Below are 17,710 nucleotides of genomic sequence, written 5' to 3' on the forward strand. Positions count from 1 at the left end.
GTTACTCTGACGGGATACCCTTTATAACTCCTGTTCGTGTTTCTTTTTTGGTTTCTGATGTGTTTCGCCTGTCTGCTCCTGCTGTTTCTGTTCTTTCAGTCTTTCCAGAATAGATGTTTTATGAACACTGTCTGCAATTCTGTCCTGTCGCTCCTCTGGCACGTTTACTTCCGGATTTTCCCCGATACCCTCGTCTGCCAGAAGATTTTCTCCCCCTTTCTCATCCATATTGAGCATGGCATTTAATTCCGCCAGACGTTCCATTTTTTCACTCAGTTCCGCTTCTTTTGGGAATGGTTTCCGCACCTCTTCCTGTGCTGTCTTTAACTGTTGTTGTACCGTTTCCAGATTCTGCTCGGTATCTGCCAGCTTTTTCTCGATTGCAGAAAGTGCATTATGAATCCTCTGGATATTGCCCAGAGTATCCTTTCCGAACTCAATCTTATAAGAGCATTTTCCCTTGATCGTCATGGTATAGGTATTCGACAGGAAATTATATTCTGAAAAAAGAGCAAAACCATGATATTCCCCGATCTGTCCGGCTGATTTTACAGACCTCAGACTAGATGCTGCTGAAATCAGTGCAACTCCCGCTTCTTTTTTATCGGTATACAGCTTTCCACCGACTGTCATTGCAAAGTGGTCATTATCCTGTAAATCTATTCCTTTTACTACATCTGCATCTACACACATACCGGCAATCTTCTCTTTTAATGCTGTGATCTGTACCGGATACCGTTTTGCAATATCCGATTCCAGACGATAGATCTGACTGGTGTGGTTTGCTTTCAGAAGTTTCAGTTTACTTACCTGCACATCCAGATCCATTTTTTCCTTGATGTACTCGTTTCCTGTTGCCAGTGCTTTAATCTCTGCATAGGACAATGCCGTATCATCTACATCCTCACAGGCACGAACCGGGGATTTACTGGTCATAATCTGTGAAATAAACTTCTGCTTGTTTTCCAGAATCTGCCACATGTACGAATCGAATGTATTTTCCGTTACATACCGGAAGATTTTTACCTTGTCATTCTGGTTTCCCTGTCTGAGAATACGTCCCTCCTGCTGTTCCAGGTCAGACGGTTTCCAAGGGCAGTCCAGATGATGCAGCGCAAGTAATCTGTCCTGGACGTTGGTACCAGCACCGAGTTTTGGAGTGGAACCCATCAGGATTCTTACCTGCCCGGCCCGCACCTTTGCAAACAGCTCCGCTTTTTTTACTTCCGTATTATACTCATGGATAAATGCGATCTGCTCTTTCGGGATTCCCCGTTCCACCAGCTTATTTCTCACATCATCATAAACATTGAATGTTCCGTCAGTTTTCGGTGTGCTGAGGTCACAGAAGATCAACTGGGTAGCCTGTGTATCTTTTCCGTCCTCCCATACCTGGAAAGCATTCTCCACACAAGCATTTACCTTACTTTCCCCTGCATCCGGCAACATATCATTTAAAAGCCTCTGGTCTAATGCACATTTTCTTCCATCGTTGGTAATCTTGAGCATGTTATCTACCCTTGGATCTACCGCACCGCCACGAACCTGTTCTGCACGTTCTGAAAAGGCTTCCACCATTTCTTTCTGTTCCTCACTCGGCTTTAATACTTCATTGATATATTCTGCTTCCGGTACAGGGAGATTCAGCATATCTGCAGTCTGAATATCCGCTGCTTCCTTAAATATGGATATCAGCTCTGGAAGATTAAAGAAACGGGCAAATCGTGTTTTTGCACGATAGCCCGTCCCTTCCGGTGACAATTCGATTGCTGTAACTGTTTCTCCAAAAGTCGCTGCCCACGAATCAAAATGTCCCATTCCCATATTCATTAAAGTATCATACTGGAGGTATCTCATAATGGTGTATAATTCCGTCATACTGTTTGATACCGGTGTTCCCGTTGCAAACGTGATTCCCTTTCCCCCGGTAATCTCATCCATGTACCTGCATTTCATAAACATATCTGAGCTTTTCTGTGCATCGGTCTGTGAAATGCCTGCCACATTCCGCATTTTTGTGTATAAAAAAAGGTTTTTGTAATAATGTGACTCGTCCACAAACAGCCTGTCCACGCCTAATTGCTCAAAAGTCACAACATCATCCTTTCGTGTCTGATCATTCAGTTTTTCCAGTTTTGCTTTCAGGGTTTTCTTTGTCTTTTCCATCTGCTTAACCGTATACTGTTGTCCTGTTTCCTCTTTTGCTGCTTCAATAGAATAGGTAATGTCTGCAATCTGATCTTCCAGCAATGCAATCTGCCTTTCCCTGGAAAGCGGAATTTTCTCAAACTGGCTGTGTCCAATAATGACCGCATCATAATCCCCGGTTGCGATTCTGGAACAGAACCGTTTTCTGTTTGCAGGTTCAAAATCTTTCTTTGTTGCCACCAGAATATTCGCTCCCGGATACAGCCGTAAAAAATCACTTCCCCACTGTTCCAGCAAATGGTTTGGAACCACATAAAGGCTCTTTTGTGCCAGTCCCAGACGCTTGCTCTCCATACCGGCTGCAATCATCTGAAACGTCTTGCCCGCACCTACGCAATGTGCAAGCAGGGTATTATTTCCATAAAGGATATGTGCCACCGCATTTTTCTGATGCTCCATCAGCTTAATTTCCGGATTCATTCCGACAAACTGGATATGACTGCCATCATATTCCCTTGGCCGGATGCTGTTAAACCGTTCATTATAAATTTTGCAGAGCGTTTCCCGTCGGCGCATATCCTTAAAGATCCACTCTTTAAATTCCTCCCGGATCAGTTCCTGCTTCTGCTGTGCCAGGGTGGTTTCTTTCCGGTTCAGTACCCGGTGTTCCCCATCCGCATCATGTATTGTGTCATAGATTTTTGTGTCACGCAGATTCAGAGCATCCTCCAACAGTCTGTAAGCATTTGCCCTCTGTGTTCCGTAAGTTGCGGTGGAAAGCGGGTTATTGCTGCTGTCCACGTTCTTTCCTTTTACGTTCCATTGTCCGGTCACTTCCGCATACTGTACTTTGATACGCTCATAATTGATATGCTGTCGTGGTGTATGGAATGTTTCTGCCATGAACTCTGTAATATAGTCCGGCGAAATCCATGTTGCACCAAGCCTTGCTTCAATCTCGGAAGCGTCCAGATCTTTTGGCTGTACCCGTTCCAGTGCCTGTACATTGACCATATATTCCGGATGGTTTTCTGCAAACTGCCTTGCAATGTTCAGCTTCTCCCTGACGTTTCCTGAAAGATACTCGTCGGATGGCTCCCATTTATCTGTAAGGGGATTTTTGAAGATAACGCCTGTAAGCTCCTCTGTGACCTCTTCCTCTGTTTTCCCGGTAAGCTCCATCATATAAGGAATATCCACTTTTGCCTTTTCCCCGATAGATACCGCCAGTGCTTCACTTGCAGTATCTACCGATGTTACCGGCTCTGCCCTGTGGATCGTCCTTTTCGTAAATATGTCTGCTTTCCGCTTCAACTCGCCCTTTTCGTCCAGAAATTCAAGGGAAGTCAAAAGGCAATAGCTGCTGTCCATGCTGAACGCTCTTTTATTGGCATTGCTGCTGAGTAGTCCATACTTTGCGGTAAAACTGTCATAAACCTGGTTCAATTCAGCCTGTAAGCTGGCAACCTCTTCATCACTGCATTCTTCCAACTGCCGTTCCAGAAGTCTGTTTGTTGCATCCCGGATAGCAACCATGCCTCTGACACGCTCGCCTGTCACAATGGGAATTTCCGTCTTATTCATAACAGAATTTTCCCTGTAATAAATGTCCTCTCCTACAAGTGCAAAGCTGAAATTCTTAATGCTCGGATCTGCCGGTATGGATACCACCTGTTCTTCCAGTTCCGTATCCGAAATCTCCTGCTCTGTGATGGTTCCCTGGATATGTTTCACCGCTTCTTTTAACTGTTCTGCCAGATCTGCTCCCTCTTTTGCCTTTACCGTTACTTCCTGTTTTCCGTACTGGGTACTTTCTGTTGTAAAATCTCCAAGTACCATTTCCGGATGGTCTGCAAAATAGGAATTGACTGTATAGCCTTCTGGCGTGGTTTTTAACTGTACCCAGTCTGGCTCTGTGATCGCAGCCCTGTCCCTTTTCTGGAAAAACAGGATATCCGCAACCACACTGGTATTGGCATTTCTCTGGAAAGCATTGTTCGGTAAGCGGATTGCCCCTAGCAGATCTGCCCGGTTTGCAAAATACTGTCGGACTTCCGGATTCTGTTTATCCATCGTACCGCTTGACGTGACAACTGCCACCACTCCGCCCGGACGCACCATATCTAAGGATTTTGCAATAAAATAATCATGGATCATAAAATGGTATCTGTCATATTTGCGGTCACTGACCTGATATGCCCCAAATGGTACATTTCCAATCACACAGTCAAAAAAGCTGTCCGGATAACTGGTTTCCTCAAATCCCTGTACCGCAATCCTGTTCTTCTGGTAAAGCTGCTTTGCAATCTGCCCAGAAACCGGATCAAGCTCCACACCATACATATTTGCAGCACTCATGCTTTCCGGTAAAAGTCCCATAAAGTTACCAACTCCACAGGACGGTTCCAGGATATTTCCCTGTTTCAGTCCCATATTTCCAAGTGCTTCATACATTGCTTTGACGACTGTCGGAGAAGTATAAAAGGCATTCAGCGTTGATGCCCTTGCTGCACTGTATTCTTCTGGTGTGAGGATTCCTTTTAACTGCGTGTATTCCTCTGCCCAGGCACTGTTTCTCTCTTCAAAAGCCTGTGGAATACCGCCCCATCCAACATATCTCGACAACACTTCCTGTTCTTCCGGTGTTGCTAATCTCTGATCCTGTTCCAGTTCTTTCAGCAGCCGGATAGCTTCCATATTTGCTTTAAACTTTGCTTTCGGACCGCCAGCACCAAGGTCATCATCTGTAATATGGAAATTATGCGGTTCCTGTTCCTGCACCTGTTCATTCTGCAGATATGGTAAAAATTCTCCCTCATAGCCAAATAATTCGTTCTCCCCTGGAATATAATTTCGTCCAGTTTCCATACACCGGAAAATATCAGCTTTTGATGAACCACTTGCCTCGTAGAATCCTGCATAGGAATATAAAATATCATCTTCTCGCTCGTAGGTAGTCAAGTGCAATTCTGTATTTCCTCTTGTCTGGTTTACCAGTTCTTTTCCTTCCAGACCTTGAGGAAGAACCCCCACTGCTTCAAAATGATACCCCTGATATTCAAATACATTCTCGTCCCATTCTTCCTGCACAATTACGGATTCCGACTCAAATTCTGATTCTGGTTCTCCTTTTTGTACCTCCTCCACTTCTGCAGCCGATTCTTCCACTTCTGGTTCTTCTGTATTTTCTTCTGGTTCGGAAGCACTCACAATATCAAATAAAGACATCTGGTATCCATTTAAGCCATCTGCCTGATCTGGTACTTTCTGCTCTGGAAAAATCGTGTAGCTTCCCTCCACATACTGATGTACTTCCGTCAAAAGCTGTAATTTCTGTTCATAGGTATATCCCACTGCTTCAAAATCCAATGGCAGCATTGCCAGGGCATCATCCATCGCCTGTAACAATTTCTGCGTCTGCTCTGAATCATTCAGCATAACAGGAAGTTCTTTTCTTGCTTCTTCATTAAAGAAATCCTGTTTAAACGGACGCTCAATTTCTTCCGGAAGTCTTGCATAAAAGCTTATCACTTTCCCTGCAATCCTTTCCCTCTCATAGTCTGGCATACGGGAATAATCTGTAGAATGTAAGAACTGCTGGTTATCAATCAGATATCCGATTCTTTTTGCCACTTTTGCCCAGGGAAGCAGCACCGAAGTATCTGGATTTCCATAGTCCCCTCTCTCCAGCTTCAAACCTTTTCCATCATAATCTGCATGTGAATCATCTGCCCCACATAAAGCATGGCTGCAGCCACCTGTTCCATATCTTTCCTTGATAAAATCTGTTCTTGCTTTATCATCTTCATTCAGAAGATAAAAAGAATAGGTAGAAAGCCTTCCATCCGAATACGGACCTCCCCCGGCAAGAAAAGCATCTATTTCATCCTGAGTAATAAACACCTTATGTTCCTGCCATACAAATTCACCCCTGGCACTGTACGGAACCACTTCTGCAGCAAATTTCTGGAACTGACCGGATATCCTGATTGGATTATAGGTGCGGAACCGCATAATGCTTTTATCTTCCGCATAAGCCATTGCCAGTCCTTCCAGACGCTCATTCAAATCTGTCAGCCACTGTGGATCTGCCAGTTTTTCTTCCAGATAGTCTGTTATCTCTGGATAAATACTGCGAAGATGCGGTAAATCTTCTTCAGCAAAGACAAGTTCTGCTACACCCTCTGCCATATCTGCCTTCATATAGGCAAGTACCTGGGCATGTTCCTTTACTGTATTTTCCCTTGCAATATCAAGTACGGACTGCGGTGCATATTCCCCTTGTTTCAAGAGCTGATGGATACGTCCACTCACATCCTCCCAGGATAAAAACGCCTTATCCAGAATCTGATCGGTAACGGTATGTCCTACTGCAATCTGCAATCCTGTTTCATCAAACCAGACTGAGTATTCCATTCCATTGATCTCAAAACCTTTTCCACCAGTCCCATACTCTCGTTTCACAAACTCCGTATATTCTTCCGGTGTCTGTTCACTCATAAAATTATAAATAATACGAAGCTGGCTCTTGCTTCGGTTTCCTCCGGTTCTTAAAATCTCATCGACTACTTCACTTGGAATCGCAATCTCCCCGGCATAGAGGGCTGCTAATCTGTTTTCAATTTCCCTTTTCTGTTCATTTACAGACGGAAATTCGGGCAAAGATAAAGCAGAGGCAATTTCTTCCTCTGCTTTACTTAACTGATCTTCACTTGTGTCTTCAATTAGCTGTATACCAATTCCGTCAAGATGCTCTCTTCCGCTGTTGCCGTCAGACTGTTCATATGTGCTGTCCACGCCATCGGATTCTCCTCTTTCGACGGTGCCGGATTCTTCTCCAACAGTTTCTCCATCTGTACTTCCAATCTCTTCTGTGCTGTTTTCTCGATCTCCTCCAGATGGCTGTTCAGTTTCCCGGTCAGTAACAGGCTCTGATACAGGCTGTTCTTGTGTTCCTTCAGAAATGTCCTCCGCAGCATTCCGTATTTCCCGATCTGTACCTCTGTCTCCTGGATTGTCAGGTTCGGAAACAGATAATCCCCTTTGCGATGATATGTCAGTTCCATACTCATTTCCTCCTTGATTTTCCTGTGAATATTCGTTTTCTATGATTCTGTTGTTGTTTTCTTTACTTTCACGAATTAACGTGTTAAATTCATTATAATTCTTTTCTTCCGTATTTTCAATACCCTTTTTCATTTCTTCTAATGAAATACGGTGTACAAATCTTCCAATATCCACTAACACAGACTCACTGGCCATGCTTGTTGCATTTCCAATAAATGTCAACACCGAAAGACTGTTATAATCTGTGATATGTACGAAGTCCATTTCTTCCTGCCGTTCCAGCGGATCAAATCCGCACCTGGACGCCAGGGTATAATAAATACTGTCTGTCAACAGGCTGCGAAATTCACTGCGGATGGTATCTTCTTCCAGTTCCTCCAGGTACGTTCCTTCCGTCACATACGTCAAGCCATCCAGGTATTCATCCAGATTTTCTTCTACCATATACTTCGCTGTTGCCATCAGTGCATCAGAAAGACTTCCTGTATCTTTGGCTTCCAGTCCGTAAGCCTCTTCTAAATGGTTTAATAATGCCTCCTGTTGTTTCTCCTGCAACTGCCACAGGTAAGGTGTCCTTCCACCTTTTACCTTATGAGTATCCTGAATATCAAATACATATCGGAGTCTTGTTTTCTGCATGGTTTCATCCAAAAGAGCAATTCCCTTTGCTCCTCGGTTTACCCACCGCAGCATTTTTTCATTCCACAATTCCAACGAAGCACAGGCAGTTGCTTTTGGACGCTGTGCGTGGATCAAAAGCTGATCCATAAATGGATACCTGTACAACCTGGCTGCGGTATCCAGATAATTCATCCAGTCCCTTGGTGAACTGCTGATACGGGTTGCATGATATTCCGCAAGTCCACGTATCTCATCTAAATGAGCCATAACCTATTCCTCCTTCTGACTGTGCTTTATTTTTTCTTTTTAGGAAATTCCAGGCTGAATCTGGCTTTTCCATCTTCCACGCCCAGTACCAGATCTGCATCAAACTTGCTGTCCTTTTTCTGGGAATACAAACCTTTCACATGGGTACGCCCCTTTTTCAAAAGTTCCACAGCCATCTTTTTATCCATCGACTTTTTCATGCTTTCCAGAAAACGGTTCGCCTTCCACAATGCAAACGGGCAGTTTCTGTCAGCACAGTAATAATTTGTCTTTCCTTCATATACGTCAGAACCACACACCGGACATTTTCCAATCACTTCCCTTGCAGTCTGAAAACGGTTCCGTTCTTCTTCCGGAATCGCCCTGCATACGGAAAGAATCTCAGTGATCATGGATACAATCCCATCCATAAATTCATCTTCCTGGATTTTTCCCTTTTCCATCATCAAAAGCTGATTTTCCCATTCTGCTGTCAGACTTGCGGATTTCAGATTCTCAGGCATTACATGGATCAGCTCGCAGCCTGCCACTGTAGGAAGAATCTGTTTTCCCTTACGTTCTGCATACCCGGAAGATACCAGCTTCTCAATGATATTTGCCCTGGTTGCCGGTGTACCAAGTCCCTTTTTCTCTGTTTCCGAATCAAATTCTCTATTCCCTGCTGTTTCCATTGCCGCAAGCAGGGTATCTTCGGTAAACATCTTCGGCGGGGCAGTATAATGGGTACTCTTCTCTGCTTTCACAGAAGCAAGCGTCCTTCCCTCTTTATATCCCTCTGGAAGTTTTGCCTTATTATCCGGTTCGTCAGATTTCTTATCCTTTACACAATATTTCCGAAAGGCTTCTTCCACTTCTTTAAATCCCATCTGCACAGGCAGCTTTCCTTTTGCAGCAAATTCATGTTCTTTGCACTGTACGAAAATTTCTGTCTGCTCATAAAGATAATCTTCCCCTGTTGCCTGAACAAGCTGCTGTCCGATCAGCATCAGCAGATTTTTCTTTCCACTGGAAAGTCCTCCCATTCCCTTTTCTATTGTTTCTTTCGTCGGCAGGATTGCATGATGATCAGATACCTTTGCATTATTAACCACACGATCTATGTTTTCTCCAGTCTGTCCAGATTCCAGAAACGGAAGAAAATCTGTCATGCCTTTAGCAAGCATTTTTACAGTTTCTTTCATATCCTCGGTTACATACTGACTGTCTGTTCTCGGATATGTAACCATCTTTTCTTCATACAGTTCCTGCAGCATATCCAATGTTTTCTGTGCAGTATATCCGAAAAATCGGTTTGCTTCCCTCTGCAGACTGGTCAGGTCATAAAGTTTGGGCGGGGAAATCTTTTTCTGTTCTCTTTTCACTCTGGTTACAACAGCTTCTGTTCCATCACAGAGTTTTCTTAATTCTTCCGCTTCTGTTTCAGACTGAATATTTTCTGAAATTACCGCAAGTTTCCCATCTGACAGAGAAACCTTATAATAGGCTTCTTTCTTGAAATGCTCGATCTTCTCTTTTCTTTCCGTCAGCATGGCAAGCGTCGGTGTCTGTACCCTGCCAACTACCAAACGCTTAAAATATCTGGTTGTGTAGGCTCTCGTTGCGTTCATTCCAATCAACCAATCCGCCTGTGCCCTGCATACCGCAGCATTACAAAGCCCTGCATATTCTCTCCCGTCAGTTAGGGACTGAAATCCTTTCTGAATGGCTTCATCTTCCATTGAACTGATCCACAGACGCTTCACTGGTTTCTGACAGCCTGCCAGATCATAAACTCTTTTAAAAATCAGTTCTCCTTCTCTTCCGGCATCACAGCCATTGACCAGATATGCTACATCTGCCCGGTTTATTAAGTTGCATAGCACATCAAACTGCTTCTTTTTATCTTCTGATACCTGTACTTTCCATACTTTCGGGATGATCGGCAAATCCTCAAACTGCCATTTTGCATATTTTTCATCATAAATTTCCGGTGGTGCATATTCTGCCAGGTGTCCCAGACACCAACTGACAATGCAACTGTTCCCCTCCAGATACCCGTCCTTTCTCTGATAAGCAGATAAATTTTTTGCAAGACTCTGTGCCACGCTCGGTTTCTCTGCAATTACTAAAAATTTCGCCATATTTTCCTCCTGTTCCTGTCAAAAAGGCAGTCCATAAAGAACTGCCCTTTCTCCATACCTTATAAATTTTTGTTATTTCTGCTGATCTTCTGCATTTTCTTCATCTTCATTGATGTAACTGTCATCAGCAAATTCCAGACCTTCCTCTACAATACCGTCCTCTTTTTTCTTTCGGAATTTACTTAAAGCAAAAGCAGCTAAACCACCAAATACCAGTACAATGCCGCCGCCCAAGACTGCAGAACCCAACATTTTATTACCACCGGATTCTAGATTCACTTCTGTTTCTGGCTGTACGGTAGTTTCTGGTTCTGGTGTTGCAGTCGTTTCCGGAAGTACAACTGCTGGTTCCTCTTTTTTCTCGGTTTCCTCGTTTTCATCTAAGAACTCTGCCAGATCATTTTCATCTACCAGTGACATCATGTACACGTTCTCGGAAGTACCGGAACGGTCAATGACCATATAAAAGGTATTTCCATTCTTTGTCTGTACCGTCAGAAACTGCTTGGAACTGTCATTCTCCTTATCATCCACAAGCTGTCCGTTTCCCGGCGTGGAAAACGGTGTTCCCTCTGTGGCAGGCTGCTCCGCCGGCAGTTCTTCTATCACCTGTTCCGCAGTTTCAGTCTGCTCTGCGTTTTCATTTGCCTGTGCAAAAGCGGTCACACTGGCAGAACCCATCAGTATTGTTGATGACAACATAATCATCAAAATTTTTTTCATTACTTTATTCTTCATCTTCCAAATCCTCTCTTTCTTCTATCAGTTCGGTTGACATTTCTCTGTCCATATTTTCTTCTTTCTTTATACCTGTTTCAGAACTATCCATAGAAAGATTGCCCTCTTCATCAAACTGCATGGTAACTGTTCCATTCTGAATCCCTTCCAGAAAAGTCAGCATCTTACGGCTGTCCATCTTCATGGAACGGATTGCCTTAATGATTTCTGCATCTTCCATCTGCTTTTTCTGGATTCTCAGTTGCCTTACATGCTCCTGCAGTTCCAGAATCTTGTTTTCAGTTTTCTGAATGTCATCCAGAACCTTTTTTAACCGCATATTCATCTCTTGTTTACTCCCTTCTAGTGAAGTCTGCCAAATGCCATAAAATGTTGCTGCCAGTAAGAACTTGCAATGCTTGTATATTGAATCGGATTTCCACAATGAATCATCATGTTATTTCCTACATAAATTCCAACATGGCTCGCTCCCGGCGTATCATAAGTTCCCTGGAAAAAGATTAGATCTCCCGGCTTTGCATCAGATGGAGATACATAGGAACAATAAGAACGAAGCCCGTCCGCTGTTGTTCTTCCCACGTTCCATCCATTTCCGCAATTATTGATTACCCAGCATACAAAACCAGAGCAGTCAAAACTGGTAGATGGCGATGCACCGCCCCAGACATACGGATAACCAAGATATTTTTCCGCTTCCCGGATCATCTTGGCAAACTGCGGATCAGAAAGTGCTTCTGCCGGAATATCATATCCAAAGCCTGCCCCACCTGTCGGAATTGTGTTAAGGTCAAACAGATAATCACGATTTCCATAGTATTTGTTGTAAGCGTCATACTGCTCCTGTTCCTTATCTGTCATACGTTTTCTTAAAACTGCATCCAGGTTATGGTTCGTAAGTGTTACATCCAGCCGGTTCACTTCTCTTGTTGTCGTTACTTCCACTTCCTGACTTCCATTGCTGTCTGCTATGTATGCTTCCCAGGTCTGATGCCCATGTGCTGATGCAGAAGCGTGATCGCCATAAAATACATCAAACTGAACACCATACTGTGCAAAATTTCCGGTATCCTCAACTACATACTCCACGCCATTCATAATGACATGGGTTCCCATTGGCACAAATGGATTGGAGGCATCTACCGCAATCGTGTGATTTGCCTGTGGATAAGCTCCACTTGCTGTCGGGCCTCCACTCCATTGTCCACAACAGATTGGGCAGTTACAATATCCACTGGTTACAACCTGTCCCAGTGATTCTCCAACCCTGACCGTTTTCTTTTCTGTTACGGTTTCTCGTGTCGAATCCGTATATAATCCATACTGTTCCTTAAAAATCTCCTGAATCTCATCTGCAACCTCTGCATAGGTAAAACCGCCATACTTGACTGTCAGATAAGAAATAAGCTGATACGGGTTGTGTCCGATCTCATCAATCTGAAACTGGAACTCATCATAGTCGGAATGGTTTGCTTTCATCTGATTGATCTGTTCATTCAGTGCATTTTCCAATGCCACATAAGCATTTTCCGCAGCATAAATATCTGCATCCTCGCTGGAATAACTGGTAGAAATAATAGCATTAGAACTGCCTTGGAATAACGCAGCACAGCTTGACAGACTCGTCGCCATCAACGCAAACAGCAGAACCAGAACTCCTATGGACAGGAGGATATTCCTGTTCTGTGCCACAAGCTCCTTGACCGCAGCTTTGGCTTTTTCTGTAAATCGCTGTGCATTTACAAGCACTGCATCTTTCACAGCCTTTCCCTGTTTCGCAGCCTGATACTGCTTCTGGTAACGCTTTTTCTGCAATAATTTCTTTAAGGCAGACTGTTTTTTCTGTTTCGTTTCTTTCTCAACCGCCCTTTTTGCTTCATTGGAAGCACTGGTGCCAAACTGCAGGCGGGATTTTTCTGTTTCTTCCAGAACAGATTCCCTTAACCGGTTATTTCTCTGGCGATTCTCTTTCAATCGTTCCCGAACGTAAATTGACTTTCTTGCAAGGCTTTCTCCTGCAAGCTCCATCTGATCAGCCGCATCAAGAGCAGCATTATCATCGGTATCTTCTCTGACCTTTTTCTGACCATAACCAGATACCGTTTCCGAAACGGCGGAAGCTCCCCTTTTTGCCATCCCACTGCTAGGAATCACACCCTTGCTTTCATCTTCAAAGGAAAGCCGGGATTTTGATTTCTTCTGTTCTTTTCGTATCTGTTCCCTTTTTGTCTTGCCTTTGATCTCTTCCCGAAAGTCTTCCATTGATTTTTCATCAACTTCTGCCTTTTCATGGTAGCGTTTCTGCTCTTTTGCTGCATAGGCTGTGACCATCTTTTTCTTTCGGTTCTGCCTGTCTGGTTCTGTTATTTCAGAATCACGTTCAAATTTCCGTTCCGGATGCCCCCGGATACTATCTTTCCGAAGTCTGGAACGTGAAACAGGCGGAGGTTTCTCCCCGCCTGCTTTATCATCACTCATTTCTGAGTTTTCCATTTCTTCTGTTTCCGCAATTTCTTCCTGTTCCAGAAAAGCGTGTCTGGACTGCAGTCTGTGTTTTCCTTCTTTCACTCCCTCAACTGTTTCTTCTGCAGTATGAGTTTTTCTGACCTTTCCAAAGTCCAGCTCCTGTTCCCTGTGTCCGGCTGTTTTCTTCTCATCTGCCTCACGCCCGGTAATCCGCTTTTCCTTTTTACTGCGGAGATTTTTTTCCCGGAGTCCATCCCGGCTCATCTTCTGGACAGTCTTATCCCTTGCTTTATATTCATGCTCCTGCATGGTCATCATCTCCTGATCTCTGGTAATTTTCCGTTTTATTCCTTTCCGTTATTTTTCTTTGCAACCAATACCATACGTCCATTTTTCTGGGAATACTCACAAGTAGACAGTGTAAGTAACTTATCTCTGTATTTTGCTGTTGTTCCTGTTTGATAAAGTGATTTTTCCTTAACGGAAACAACAAATTTTTTATAATCAGCCACTGTTCCAGCTTTGATAAAACTGTAATAATCAAAATCATTTCCTGTATAAACAGGCGTTGTAAATGCTGCAAATATCTGATACTGTTCATTTCCCCATATCGTGCGGAACAGGATTGTCGGATGTTCTTCGTAAAATCCTTCGTCCTTATATTTCTCAAGGTCAGCAAACATCTTCCCACTGTTCATGTGATGTCCATATATGATCAGATTGTCCGAATCCCCTAGTACACATTCCTCTGCCAGAAATAAACATCCATTTGCAGAATATTCCCCGTTGAAATCCCGATGCAGATAATAATTTTTATCTCCCGGCCGGTACATGACCGGATAGTCTATTCTCGTTCCATCAATGGTCAGCCAGCCAATACAATCCGGATTTTCTTCATGCAATGCCAAAATTCCAGCATCCACCTCTATCAAAGAATCGCCGGAAACATCTTCTTCCGGTTCATCCTCTCTTTTCTGCATTAGCTCCTGCAGTTCCTGCTGTAACTGATTATCCTGTCTTTCCTGCATAAAAAATCCCATTAAAAAATCCAGACTGATCGTAAGCAATATAACAGATATAGAAAGTAACAATCCTGCCACCCATTTTCTCATGCTCTGCTGTCACCCCTTTAACTATCGTCTCTGCCTTTGATGCCGAGTTTTTCACGCTTCTCTACATCTTCTGGTTTCGATGACATTAACGCATAAAGCATAAGGGTATTATCGAATCTGTCCTTAAATGGAATAATTGTATTTCCATAAAAAATCAGCCCTTCTCCCTCTCCACTGTTTGTTACATAGGAAAGCTGGTGTGTTGAAATATTAAGCTGTTTTGCCAGAATCTGTCGATCCCCGGATGCCTGGTTGAGCATCAGGATAAAATCTGAGTTTTCAAAGATATTCTCGATTTCCCTTGAAGCAAGCAGATCTTTTACATTCTGCGTGATACCAGTCGGGATACCGCCCCACTTACGGAATCTCTTCCAGATTTCCACACTGTATGCTGCTGTCTGTTCCTCTTTCAGCAACAGATGGAACTCATCAATATAATATCTGGTGGATTTATGAGCAGAACGGTTGACTGTTACCCTGTTCCAAACCTGATCCTGAACGATCAACATGCCAAGTTTTTTAAGCTGTTTACCAAGGTCTTTAATATCGAAACATACCAGACGATTGTTCAACTCTACATTTGTGCGGTGATTAAACACCTTCAGGGAACCATTTACATAGATTTCCAGTGCAGTTGCCAGCCTCTGCGACTCTGCCTCTTCCTGTTTGCGAAGCAGATTATATAAATCTTCCAGGATTGGCATTTTCTCTGGAATCGGATCAGCAAGATAGTCCTGATATACCAGACGTACACATCGGTCAATGATTGTTTTTTCCACTGGTTCCAGACCGTTTTTTCCTCCTACTACCAGTTCACAAAGCGAAAGGATAAAATCTGATTTTAAAGATAGCGGATCATCATCATCCGCATAATTGATGTTAATATCCATTGGATTGATGTAATCGTGACTGGTCGGAGAAATACGGATAACCTGCCCGTTAAATGCCCGGACTAACGGAAAATATTCACCCTCCGGATCACAGATGATAATGTCGTCTTTTGTGATAATAAATACATTGGTAATCTCTCTTTTTGCCGCAAAAGATTTACCAGATCCAGGAGTACCAAGTATCAGACCATTTGGATTTTTCAGCTTTTTCCGGTCTGCCATGATCAGGTTATTAGACAGGGCATTTAATCCATAATAGATAGATTCCCCACCCATAAACAGTTCCTGCGTTGTAAAAGGGACAAAAATAGCTGTTGACGTGGTAGTTAAGGCCCGCTTGATCGGAATCCAGTTTCTTCCCAGCGGCAAGCTGCTCATAAGTCCCTGTTCCTGCTGATAGTCCAGTCTTTTCAACGCACAGTTATATTTCTGTGCAATACCTGCGGTCTGAAATACCACATTTTCCAGCTCCTGTTTATTTTTCGCTGTATTTAAGAACACCACAGTCACAAGGAACATTCTCTCATTCCTTGACTGTAAATCTTCCAGAAGTCTTTTCGCTTCCCCTCCGTATGTGTTCAGATCAGATGGGATAATATCCATATCATATCCGGAACGTACCGCTTTTTTCTGTTCCTCGATTTTCATACGGTTAATGTCCGTAACCTTACTCTTTACCAGCTTGATTGCTTTCATCTGGTCAATGGACTGGATATGCAGATTCACAAGCAGATTACAGTCCATTTCCAGAAATTCGGCAAGCATTTTATCCGTCAGCTCTGGTGCCAGTATCTGCAGATAGGATACTGCTCCGATGGTATCTCCCATCTGAAAATCCTTTCCATTTTTGAACAGGAAACTGGATGGTGCAATATAATCCTTTGTATTCAACCCGGTACGCAGCATATCATCATAGCTGAACTTGAATGGCACTTTGACATTCTGGTTGAATGTTTCATACATGATCTGCAAACGCTCCGCACCATTTAATGGATACGCAGATACCCCGAAAGCCTTAAAATTATTGAGTATATCTGTTTCGATACGTTCCAGTTTTGGTTTTGCTTCCCGGATATTGTCAGCTTCAATTCCAAATGTAATATACTTGGTTCTGACAAGACCATTATTTCCCTTTGCCAACTGGCTTTTAAGCATCTGGGCAAACTCCATACGCAGATCATCAAAACTGTCATTCTGCTTTTTGATACGGATCACATCTTCATATTCCGTCATATTGCTGTAATGATTGATAAAGGACAACTGAAAATGGATGGTACTGTCAAAATAATTCAGGAAATCACACCAGTTCTCAAAAATGGTATTTTTATCTTCGTTTTGTGCCAACTGATAGTTAATGTCATAAAAACGAATCGTCTTTGAATAATACCCATCCTCCACACGACAGATCCCGTCTTTTCCCATTTCCCTGTAAGGAATGGACTGCTGTGCAGTAAGATTTTTACCTTTACTGTTTTTATTTGTGCTGGATACTTTTTTTACAGTGCCCTTTTTCCCATTGGATTTTAATGAGCCAGGCGGCTTTGTCTTTTTTATGTGCTTTTCTGCTTTCTTCGCCTGTTTCTGTGCCTCTTTTTCTTCACGAGCAGCCTGTTTTGCCGCCTGCTTCGCAAGTTTTCTTTCTTCCTTTTCGTGTGCCTTATGTAATTTCAGTTCATATTTCTGTGCTTTTTTCCAGGCACGCTTTTCCCGTCTGCTTAATTTGCGTTCCGGTCTGCGGATACCTCTGCGTCTTTCCAGAGCTTCGTAGCCCGTAATCATCGGCTCCCCAGACTTTGCATAATTTTGTGCCTTATCCGGATCAAATACCGGCAAACCATCAGCAGAATCTTCTTCATCCAGCCACCAGTCATCCGGATAAGAAGAATCCTCTATCTGCCCTGGAAGATTCTTATCGTTTCTTTCTTTTTCCACGAACGGTTCCTCCTTTCGCTTTTGTCACAATCCTCTTTTTTTCATACAGGTTTTCCACTTCATATTTCCGTACCGGAGGACGGATAAATTTCACTACGATCACATTTTTGAGGACTTTCTCTAAAGGAAGTCCATCTTTCTCATATATTGCAAATAAAAAAGCCGGAAGCATCAACAGACACATTCCGGTTGCCGCATTACTCGAACCAATCAATTCCCTTGACAGGAAATAAAACGGAAGCCCTACTGCCGCTGCAATACCAAGGCAGATAAGCTGTCGTTTTGTAAGGTTGAGAATAATTTTATTTTTTACTTTTGTCAGATCTTTTGGTACTGATACAAAAGCCATTTT

The 17,710-nt window shown here is 43.2% G+C and carries 8 protein-coding genes; all 8 read right to left on the reverse strand.

The features are described from left to right. Positions 1-21: 21 nt before the first annotated feature. Positions 22-8,103, reverse strand: a complete 8,082-nt coding sequence (locus tag DWY63_RS05885; protein ID WP_117801589.1) for a DEAD/DEAH box helicase family protein — start codon at positions 8,101-8,103, stop codon at positions 22-24. Positions 8,104-8,129: 26 nt separating this feature from the next. Further along, positions 8,130-10,223 carry a type IA DNA topoisomerase gene (locus DWY63_RS05890; RefSeq protein ID WP_117801590.1) on the reverse strand — a complete coding sequence of 698 codons (2,094 nt, stop codon included), beginning with the start codon at positions 10,221-10,223 and terminating at the stop codon, positions 8,130-8,132. A gap of 72 nt (positions 10,224-10,295) precedes the next feature. Continuing rightward, the gene (locus DWY63_RS05895) at positions 10,296-10,961 is read right to left on the reverse strand and encodes a CD1107 family mobile element protein (protein ID WP_117801591.1); all 666 of its coding nucleotides are present in this window, start codon (positions 10,959-10,961) and stop codon (positions 10,296-10,298) included. Then, positions 10,951-11,286, reverse strand: a complete 336-nt coding sequence (locus DWY63_RS05900) for a DUF4315 family protein (protein ID WP_117801592.1) — start codon at positions 11,284-11,286, stop codon at positions 10,951-10,953. The genes DWY63_RS05895 and DWY63_RS05900 overlap by 11 nt, the downstream gene beginning before the upstream one ends. 17 nt (positions 11,287-11,303) lie before the next feature. Continuing rightward, positions 11,304-13,733, reverse strand: a complete 2,430-nt coding sequence (locus tag DWY63_RS05905) for a CD1108 family mobile element protein (RefSeq protein ID WP_117801593.1) — start codon at positions 13,731-13,733, stop codon at positions 11,304-11,306. A gap of 35 nt (positions 13,734-13,768) precedes the next feature. Further along, positions 13,769-14,536 carry a class B sortase gene (srtB, locus tag DWY63_RS05910; protein WP_117801594.1) on the reverse strand — a complete coding sequence of 256 codons (768 nt, stop codon included), beginning with the start codon at positions 14,534-14,536 and terminating at the stop codon, positions 13,769-13,771. A 17-nt stretch (positions 14,537-14,553) separates the two neighbouring features. Then, positions 14,554-17,358, reverse strand: a complete 2,805-nt coding sequence (locus tag DWY63_RS05915; RefSeq protein WP_117801595.1) for a VirB4-like conjugal transfer ATPase, CD1110 family — start codon at positions 17,356-17,358, stop codon at positions 14,554-14,556. Next, entirely contained in the window at positions 17,336-17,707 is a 372-nt protein-coding gene (locus DWY63_RS05920; protein ID WP_117801596.1) for a PrgI family protein, read from the reverse strand. The genes DWY63_RS05915 and DWY63_RS05920 overlap by 23 nt, the downstream gene beginning before the upstream one ends. Positions 17,708-17,710: the final 3 nt, after the last annotated feature.

The sequence above is a fragment of the Blautia sp. AF26-2 genome (assembly GCF_003460955.1).
GTDB classification, from domain to species: Bacteria; Bacillota; Clostridia; order Lachnospirales; family Lachnospiraceae; genus Fusicatenibacter; species Fusicatenibacter saccharivorans.